This is a genomic window from Pelagibacterium sp., assembly GCF_048264985.1.
In the GTDB taxonomy this organism is placed as follows: Bacteria; Pseudomonadota; Alphaproteobacteria; order Rhizobiales; family Devosiaceae; genus Pelagibacterium.
In genome coordinates this window covers 1-7648 of the sequence record NZ_JBLXCL010000023.1, presented here as the reverse complement: position 1 = coordinate 7648, position 7648 = coordinate 1, and the positions used below count along the sequence as shown (strand labels likewise).

Annotated in this window: 9 protein-coding genes; 5 read left to right on the top strand and 4 right to left on the bottom strand. The window is 52.5% G+C overall.

The genetic code is table 11. The features are described 5' to 3' along the window. Positions 1 to 310: hypothetical protein (locus tag ACN0TA_RS18630; RefSeq protein ID WP_417585757.1), on the bottom strand; the 310-nt coding region annotated here is incomplete at its 3' end. Positions 311 to 587: 277 nt separating this feature from the next. Here ACN0TA_RS18630 and ACN0TA_RS18625 point away from each other — a divergent pair. From ACN0TA_RS18625 to ACN0TA_RS18605, 5 genes are all read left to right on the top strand, one after another. Further along, positions 588 to 1046: a hypothetical protein gene (locus ACN0TA_RS18625; RefSeq protein ID WP_417585755.1), complete on the top strand. Its 459-nt coding sequence runs from the start codon at positions 588 to 590 to the stop codon at positions 1044 to 1046. Between the two features lie 8 nt (positions 1047 to 1054). Next, entirely contained in the window at positions 1055 to 1702 is a 648-nt protein-coding gene (locus ACN0TA_RS18620) for a hypothetical protein (protein WP_417585753.1), read from the top strand. A gap of 87 nt (positions 1703 to 1789) precedes the next feature. Next, complete coding sequence (locus ACN0TA_RS18615; RefSeq protein WP_417585751.1) at positions 1790 to 2242, top strand: hypothetical protein; 453 nt, start codon at positions 1790 to 1792, stop codon at positions 2240 to 2242. A gap of 498 nt (positions 2243 to 2740) precedes the next feature. Further along, on the top strand, positions 2741 to 4210 hold the full coding sequence (locus ACN0TA_RS18610; RefSeq protein ID WP_417585749.1) for a nucleotide excision repair endonuclease: 1470 nt from the start codon (positions 2741 to 2743) through the stop codon (positions 4208 to 4210). Position 4211: 1 nt separating this feature from the next. Beyond that, positions 4212 to 5186, top strand: coding sequence for a hypothetical protein (locus ACN0TA_RS18605; protein WP_417585747.1), 975 nt, complete (start codon positions 4212 to 4214; stop codon positions 5184 to 5186). A gap of 192 nt (positions 5187 to 5378) precedes the next feature. On the opposite strand, the gene ACN0TA_RS18600 is transcribed toward ACN0TA_RS18605, so the two are convergent. The 3 genes from ACN0TA_RS18600 to ACN0TA_RS18590 all read right to left on the bottom strand — a co-directional run. Beyond that, positions 5379 to 5765: a hypothetical protein gene (locus ACN0TA_RS18600; RefSeq protein WP_417585745.1), complete on the bottom strand. Its 387-nt coding sequence runs from the start codon at positions 5763 to 5765 to the stop codon at positions 5379 to 5381. Between the two features lie 135 nt (positions 5766 to 5900). Then, positions 5901 to 6722 carry a GIY-YIG nuclease family protein gene (locus tag ACN0TA_RS18595; RefSeq protein WP_417585743.1) on the bottom strand — a complete coding sequence of 274 codons (822 nt, stop codon included), beginning with the start codon at positions 6720 to 6722 and terminating at the stop codon, positions 5901 to 5903. Positions 6723 to 6940: 218 nt separating this feature from the next. Next, positions 6941 to 7648, bottom strand: a 708-nt coding sequence (locus ACN0TA_RS18590; RefSeq protein WP_417585741.1) for a 3'-5' exonuclease, incomplete at its 5' end; no start/stop codon positions are given.

Sequence of the window (7648 nt, the reverse complement as noted above, 5' to 3'; positions counted from 1 at the left end):
CGCGGGCGCGGTTGATATCCTTGGTGACGTCAAGCTCTGACATATGCCGCTTCAGATACACCATATGATCGTGCGACCAGCCGATCACCTTGTGCCGGTATTCTTCGATACGCGACACGATGCGCTCTTCTACGGCACTGAGCCCCGTCTTGTCTTCCGGAGGGTTGTTGTGCACGCCCATCCGCCGCGCCTCATCCACGACGCTAAGCTCTTTTTTGAGCTCATCGAAATCCAGAGGGTAGAGCGCAGGATTGTCGCCACGGGCAGGGGAGGCCTGCATCCAGCCAAACAAAGATCTGACAATACCCATACGTCCCTGTCCGAATATCGAGGATTAATCCGGCGCGATCAGACGCTTTTTTCTAGAAAACTTCAAGAGCGAGATACGCGTCTCGTTTTCGTGACTAGCTAGTTCACACATCGGGCCGAGGTGGAGCCCGCTATCGTCTCGCGCAGGTGGTCAAATTCTGACCAGATCTATGCAATTGCATGGGCGATGGGGATCGGGCAGATTAGCTACCACTTATCTCCGAGCCATCGTACCCATGGAGGGTAACTGCATGCGGGCTTTAACCAAGGAACAGGGAATGTTCGAGCTTACCTTGCTGAACGCTGAACACGCACAAGGGCAGCTCGACGACGTGTTGGTCGAGGGCCTAGCGCTCGGCATCCCCGCAGAGGTTATGACTCGGCTGAGTACTTTATGGAGCCTTACCAAGGTCTTCGCAGGCGAGGTGATCGCCATCGGAAGAATCATCGTGACGCAGATCTTTGCATTCTTAAGGTCGCACCCTGGTATTGCTATCGGTGTGTTGCTTGGGGCTGCGGTTGGTGCTTTAACAGCGGGCATTCCCTTTGTTGGCCCTATGCTAGCGCCCATTGCGTCCAGCGTTTCGATGCTATCTGGCGCAGCTATTGGTTCGACGGTGGACGCAGGAAATCCCTCTAGCGACCTGCTTGTGGCAATCATTCAGCTGGCCAGAAATTTCTTCGAGCTTCTTCAGTCAATTTTTGTGGCTGTTCACGATTACTACTCGGCGGGTTGAGGCGAAATATGGAAACCTATCTATCGAAGGTTCTGAAGCTTCGCCGAGCTGCGAGTGAACATGCTCCGCGAAAAGATAAAGTGGAGAGTGAGTCCGTAAATTCCTCAGACGGGCAGCAGGCCGAAGCTGCCAAACTGCGCTTGGCATTGAGTAAGCTGAAAGGGCGCGATCGTGTAGGCGTAGCGGGGGAAACTGCTGCAGTGGTCGGAAGCGCTGCCGCAGGAGCCGCTTTAGCTGGAAGCGTTGCTAGCGCAGCAGGTGCAAGCACTTTACTCGGCTCCACTACTTTAGCTGGAGCGCTAGGTGGCGTATTCGTGACAGCGACTCCGATTGGCTGGGTCTTGGGTTCTGCTGCCGTAGCCAGTGCACTAGGTTATGGAGTAATGAGGCTGGTGCGCTCAGGTAGCAAGCAGGATAGCCTGCGAGAAGAAGTGAGTGATCGGCTTAAAGCAAGAACACGGAGTCTTGAAGAGCCGAGTCCCATTGATCGCGATCTAGAACTGAAGCGCTTGATTGATGAGCGAGTTGCGGCTGGCGTTATCACTCGTGATGCTGCGCACCGCGTCGTCGTCCTAGTCGAAAAAGGTTATTTGAGTCGAGACCTCGCGGTAGAACGCATTCGGGCTATCGATTCAAATGGTTTTACCACAAACTAGGGTAGTGCTTGATTTAGAAATAGCACGCGGCGCAGACTCATCATCACGCGCTTTAATCTGACACCACTGTGCTAGTGATATGGTTTTATGGGCGACTTTTTCCGTTCAGTCTCATTTATCCTAACTACCTCTGCAATTATTCTTTATTTATTTTTGTGGCTACTCTGTGGAAAACGCTCAGGGATCGCCAAAGAGGGCGTAACCACATGGGGTTTTCTATGGGGTGCTGTGTTCTCGGCATCTTTATATGTGTTTGTTGCTGTTGGATGGTATCGGTATGGGTTTAAAAAAACGCTTTTGCTAATGTTGGCTTTCTTATTTGTTGTATATGCGCCGGGCCAGATTATTGATGAGTCGGATCTTTTTTTTGTAACGAAACTGGTTTCAATTAGCGCGCATGCTTTAGGAGGAATATTGATTTGCCAGTTTGATCAACGCTGGCGTTGCAGCGCAATGGCACAAAGGTGCCAGTCGAAAGCTAGCGAGAAGGCGGCGGAAGATCTGACTGGTGCAAATATTGAACGAGATAAAGTTTGCTAGCTACCTGCAACAGCCTACAACCGCAATTGCCAAATTCTGACCTACTTGCCCAGAGCTCCGCTAACTCAGGGCGTGAGTTGGGCTGACTATCCCAGCGCCGATGTGGTGAAGCAGGACGAGGGGGGCGGTACCAGTGCCTGACGATGAGCGAGCTGTCAATAAACGCAGCCCGCGCGAGACCGTAATCGTCATATCAGGCTCGCCAATGTGGCGCCTTGTGATAGCGCAGAGTTGCTGAAGCTTTCTACTTCGTTATGAGCCCTAACCATCGTAGATTTTTGCCTAGGGGTAGGCGTAGACGATCGTCTAGCTCGGAAAAGCGGCTCGCATCCTCCTGTCGCGGTGTGGGCAAGCCACTGAGGGCCAAAAGCACTCCGTCTTGCTCGGCTCACCTCGCCCGCCTTCTGTCACTCATTTCAGCTGGAATCCATAGTGTCAATTTGATAGCGTCACTGTCGTCGTTGCCTCTCATCCAGGAAAGTGTTTCGGGAAGGAATCATGGGCCCCCAATACGAACAAAAGTCACTCTCTCCATTGGCGAGCCTTATCGTTGATCGCGCAATCGAGAATACCAATCGCAAACTAATCGCCGGTTTTCGCAACAAAAATAATTCCCGTCCTAACGCCAAGACCTCTGACCCATTGACGACAGGAAAAGACACCCTTGCTGCTACGTCATCGCAAAGTGCGATGGATGTCGCCAATCGAGGAGTAGCTTGGAAGGAAATTCTTCTGAAAAGCCTGTCAGCGGGAATCGGCTCACTCGCTACTTTGCAGTTCGATGGAGAGATCAATCTCAGCGCGGCCAATACCGCCGACGCTAGTAAACTGCCTGATAAGCCGGGCGTTTACGTTGTGTATGACGCCAGTGGCAACCTAGCTTACATCGGTGATAGCACGAACATGCGTCAGCGTTGGCAAGACGGGCATCTGAATGACCATAGAAACGGGAACAAAAAAGGCGAGCCGTACAAACTCTCCGAGCAACTCGAAGCGGGATGCAAGATCAAATTCATAACCATGGATTCGGCTGAAACGGCTGCAGCCCTAGAAGCACACCTAATCAAGACCGAAAAGCCGCCTATCAACAAGCGGCAGGAACTGCATCAAGAACAAGGCACCCGCAGCAACATCGAAGCCAAGAAGCTCAAAGACACACTTGGCAATGTCACTGACGTCGCGTTGGGTGCTGGCAAGGAGGCACTAAAGAACTCAGGCTGGCAATTGCTAGAACAGTTGAGCTCGGCCGCTATCATGGCGATCAAAGACGAGCTAGTGGACGTGTTCATGGGTGGAACTGCTCGGCTGAAACAGCGAGTCGAGCGCTTCCTCAAGAAGATCTGGGCCGTAATTGAGAAAATAATTGAAGCCCCCCTGAAACTGCTAAACGGCATCGTCGAATTTATTGTTAATGCGTTGTCCAAAGCGATTCGCCAGGTTTACAACCTCGCCCGCAATCTTTTCGATCTCGCTCACGGCGCATGGCAGCTGTACAGAGGCGCGCAGTCGATGAGCCGGGAAGAGCTGATCCAAAAGATCGTCGAGACAGTAATTGTTAGCGGCACGCTGGTACTATGGGATGGCTTAGAACCGATCATAGAGTCGCAACTAATACCCCTAACCGGGGCGGCAGCGCCCTATATATCATGCGTCCTGTCTGCCATAGGCTTCGGGCTATGCAGTTATCACTTACAGAACCTTGTACCCCCTATCGTCGCCTACTTGGTGGACTTTAAGACCGGATGGAGCGAGTCGTTAGAAGCCAAACGAGAGGCCGCGCTGCAGCTTATCAAGGTGGAAGAAAACGAATGGCTGATGGCCGAAGGATTGATCGAATATGCGCACTCCGTAGAGGCTTCGGCCAAGGAAATGATTCACCATCGCGAACGGCTGGCGCAGCACGTTAGCGTACGTGCAATCGATTTTTCGGCGCTATTACCAACCAACCGTATTGTGCAGGAACCCTGACGTGTTCAATTTTTTGGGTGGTAGAGTTGTAATCACCGGATTGCCAGTTGAGGAAGTAGCCCCACAGCCAGAGCCGCAGTTGCTGCCAGCGCCTCGCTCCGAAGAGAATCAGCTGAAAGATTTCCATGAAGGTCTGCAAAAGCTCAACGCAGCAATAAAGCGTGGTTCAAATACTAGGGCGCAGTTAAAGGACTTTCAGAACCAAGGCAGCTGGAACTCATTTTGGGGAGGCTTATCGGGCAGGAGTGACAAAGACCTGGCCCGATTGCTAACAGAATTCGGTGCGAGTCTTGAGGTCACGCAGAGCGTATTGCAATTGGTCACCCAGGTGCACACCGTTAATAACAACGTGCTGCGCGGTTTTAACGATGCCTTAGTGCGGGAGATCGAGCGCCTGCAAGCGGATGCCCAGACTTTAGAAGGCAACCAAAACGGGGCGCTAGTGGTGCTCTATGAGTTCAAGCACCAGATCGACGAGTTGTTGGTGCTGTCTGATGGATACGAATACTGTAAGAGCGCAGTGAACCAACTCGCCTCCGCGCAGAACAGCCATGAGATGGAGCTTCAGGAGTTGAGCTTGGCCGTCTCGAACGGCACCCGGATGCAGGAGCAACACAACGCATCATTCTCCCGCCAGTTAGCCGAGCAGGCGGAGGCCCTAGGAGCCAAGCAGAAACAAATTGAACAAGTAAAGCAGCTGCTCAGTAGCGAAATCCAAGCGAGGGAGCGCCTTTCGACCTCAATGACGGCGTCGCTCAACGAGATGAATCAGGTGCTTAGCCAGCGTCTGGATGAGATCGAGTCGCGGATGTTTGAATTAATAGAAAGCCAGCGAGAAGGCTGCAGCCGAATCGAGCAGCTTGAAGCGCAGCTTTCGGCCAAGCCTAGCTGGGCTCAGCAGCAGGCCATAGCTATTGCTGCGGTGGTGCTTTCTTGCGCGACGTTCGCCGTAGTAATGTTGACCCGCATAGCGTGAGTGCGTCGGACATGGGTAAGCGCGATGGAATTATCTACCTTGGGCTGTTTACGGTCAGAAAAGCCTTGGTTTCGTATAGATCTTCCTGAGTGGCTTGGCGGTTAGTGACTGTTTCAACTTCTCACTAAGGGAAGTAGTGACAAAACAGAGAGCTTGGCTGGCAAGCTCTCGTACCAAGGTCGAGCACTATGCTTAAACCTTGTTCGCGTCATGCTCAGCTTTTCGGGCTTTAAGGATGTCGTAAGCAACTCGGCGGTCTAGATTATTAGTGCCATTTTTCGCGATATCGTAGAGTTCACCGTTCAGCTTGTGTTCAAAGGATTGCTTCTTCCTATCACGTGCTTCGTTTTGCTTTTCGATACCAGCTTTCGCCTTTTCGAGATGTTCAGGAAGATTCTTAGCGACACTAAGCCCTATATTCCAAAGGGACTTGCCGATGAGCTTAGCGCTCGAGGTAGCTTTAGACTTGACAGTGCCGTGGCGGAACTCGTCCTTAGTTTCCTCCCATGCATCGTTGAGCTTGAACTCAGTGAAGAATTCGCGTGGAGGAAGCTGATCATCGTGATCTAGATCTTGCATGGTGCAATCCTTAGCCTAAGTGCCGTTGGTTAAGATCTCTCGCCGCATGTCCTTGCGTGACGCGGCCGCAAATACGGGGTGTTTCGACGAAATATTCATACAGCTGCCGCTTTTCGACGTAAGAGTCATAGATGGCTAGTTGCGGTTGTAGCCAAAGTCTCGGCTGAGCAATATCTGTTTCCAATGGTTTTCCCGTGCATCAATCTCCTTGTCGATGGCATGAAGATCAGTGACCTCCAGAATTGAGAAGCGCAGGTGATACTGCCGACCCGGAGGTGCATCAATGCCGAATTCTTCTTTGAGGGCAACGTTTCCCCCGTGCGTAGTCGCCGCGTAGGTACACCAACGCCCCCAAATTCCACTCTCACCGTCTGCCTTGCCGACATACAACTTGCCGGTCTCGACGTCTGTTATTAGATAGATGCCTTTAACGCTGGACAAAGCTGCACGCCAGGTTGGGATGTTCTGCCGTACCACGATGTCCAGATGCTCCTTGGTCAGATTGACTGACTTGAAACCTGGAAAATCACCGATGGTAAGCCGCCTAGGCAACAATTCGGAGATGACAAGATCATTCGCCAAGGTCTTTCCCAGTGGATACGAGTGGCGTTGCTTGTACGTGCTCTTAAGGTAGAGTCGACCGACCCATTCTTCGGCTGCTTCGATACGCTCCAGCTCGTATAAATAGTGGCTTCGTGGCTCGGTGTGATGCGAACGACCTTTCCTGCGGAATAGTCCAGCAAATAACCAACGGGTAGGGCGTCCCGCCTGGATCAGCGATACGACATAATCTTTTTCGAAACTTCGCTGGGATTGCCATGACTGCCACTTATCGAAACGGCCCTCCAGAAAAACATCCAGAGGATGTTCCTTGCCGTTGAATCGCGCTAAGTGAACCTTCGCGCAACCGGGCGTGAAGTCAGGCTCCCACTGTTTCAGCAGATCAAAGAGCAGCATCGAGTGTAATCCGTGTGAGTCTCAGCACCGTCGACAGAGCGCGACGGAATTCGCGGCGACGATCATCCATGTATGATGTCGCATAGCCATTATAAGGCTGAGATTACTGGACATCGCTTTTGATGGCCAATAGATATGGCGGGGTACGCGAGCGTTGACGGAGCCGTCAGAGTGGTACTTCGCCAGGTTACGGAGCGATGCTCTTCTCCAAAATACCCTTACGTTATGTTGTTGTTGAACCTAGGTGGGGGCGCTCCAATGTTCCCGTATTCCTTGTGGCGGCAGGACTCGGGGTCGTCGCTGCGATAGTGAGAGCATCCCCAAAACTTATACTCTGCCTTATACCTCATCTCGCCCCCGCTTGAAGGGCAGATCGGTATCCACCAGCTGCAGTTCGCATTCACGCATTGCCGGAATCGGCCAACCGTTTCCATGGGGGCGTTGCACTTTGTGCAACCGTTCTCGGTGTGCCCGCAGCGGGGGTAATTAGTGCACCCCATGAATACCCTGCCTGTCTTCCCGTTGGTGCGAGCTGTCAGATGACCTTGCTTGCAGACAGGGCAATGTGCTTCTAGAGCATGTAGCTGTTCGCTAGTTGCAGCGAACTCATCCAGATCCAGCGGATACTCGTTTTTGACCAGCTCCTGTACGAAGGGCGAGCATTTGCGCATGTCACAGGGCAGGTAAACCCTGTGCTTGGCGCGCGTCAGTGCTACGTAGAACAGGCGGCGTTCCTCTGCATGAGGAAAAGCCTCCCGCTCAGGCAGCAGTGCCTCAATGAGAGGATGGGTGACGATCTCAGAGGGTAGTCCGTACTTGCCCTTCGTTAGGCCAAGCACAATCACGTAATCAGCCTCTTTGCCTTTCGAACGATGAATCGTGTCGGTCAGAAAGCGCAGGGTAGGGAACCGTCGCTTGAGCCTGTA

Coding starts and splice junctions, on each gene's coding strand:
- ACN0TA_RS18625 (WP_417585755.1), top strand. CDS start 588: ATGTTCGAGCTTACCTTGCTGAACGCTGAACACGCACAAGGGCAGCTC.
- ACN0TA_RS18620 (WP_417585753.1), top strand. CDS start 1,055: ATGGAAACCTATCTATCGAAGGTTCTGAAGCTTCGCCGAGCTGCGAGT.
- ACN0TA_RS18615 (WP_417585751.1), top strand. CDS start 1,790: ATGGGCGACTTTTTCCGTTCAGTCTCATTTATCCTAACTACCTCTGCA.
- ACN0TA_RS18610 (WP_417585749.1), top strand. CDS start 2,741: ATGGGCCCCCAATACGAACAAAAGTCACTCTCTCCATTGGCGAGCCTT.
- ACN0TA_RS18600 (WP_417585745.1), bottom strand. CDS start 5,765: ATGCAAGATCTAGATCACGATGATCAGCTTCCTCCACGCGAATTCTTC.
- ACN0TA_RS18595 (WP_417585743.1), bottom strand. CDS start 6,722: ATGCTGCTCTTTGATCTGCTGAAACAGTGGGAGCCTGACTTCACGCCC.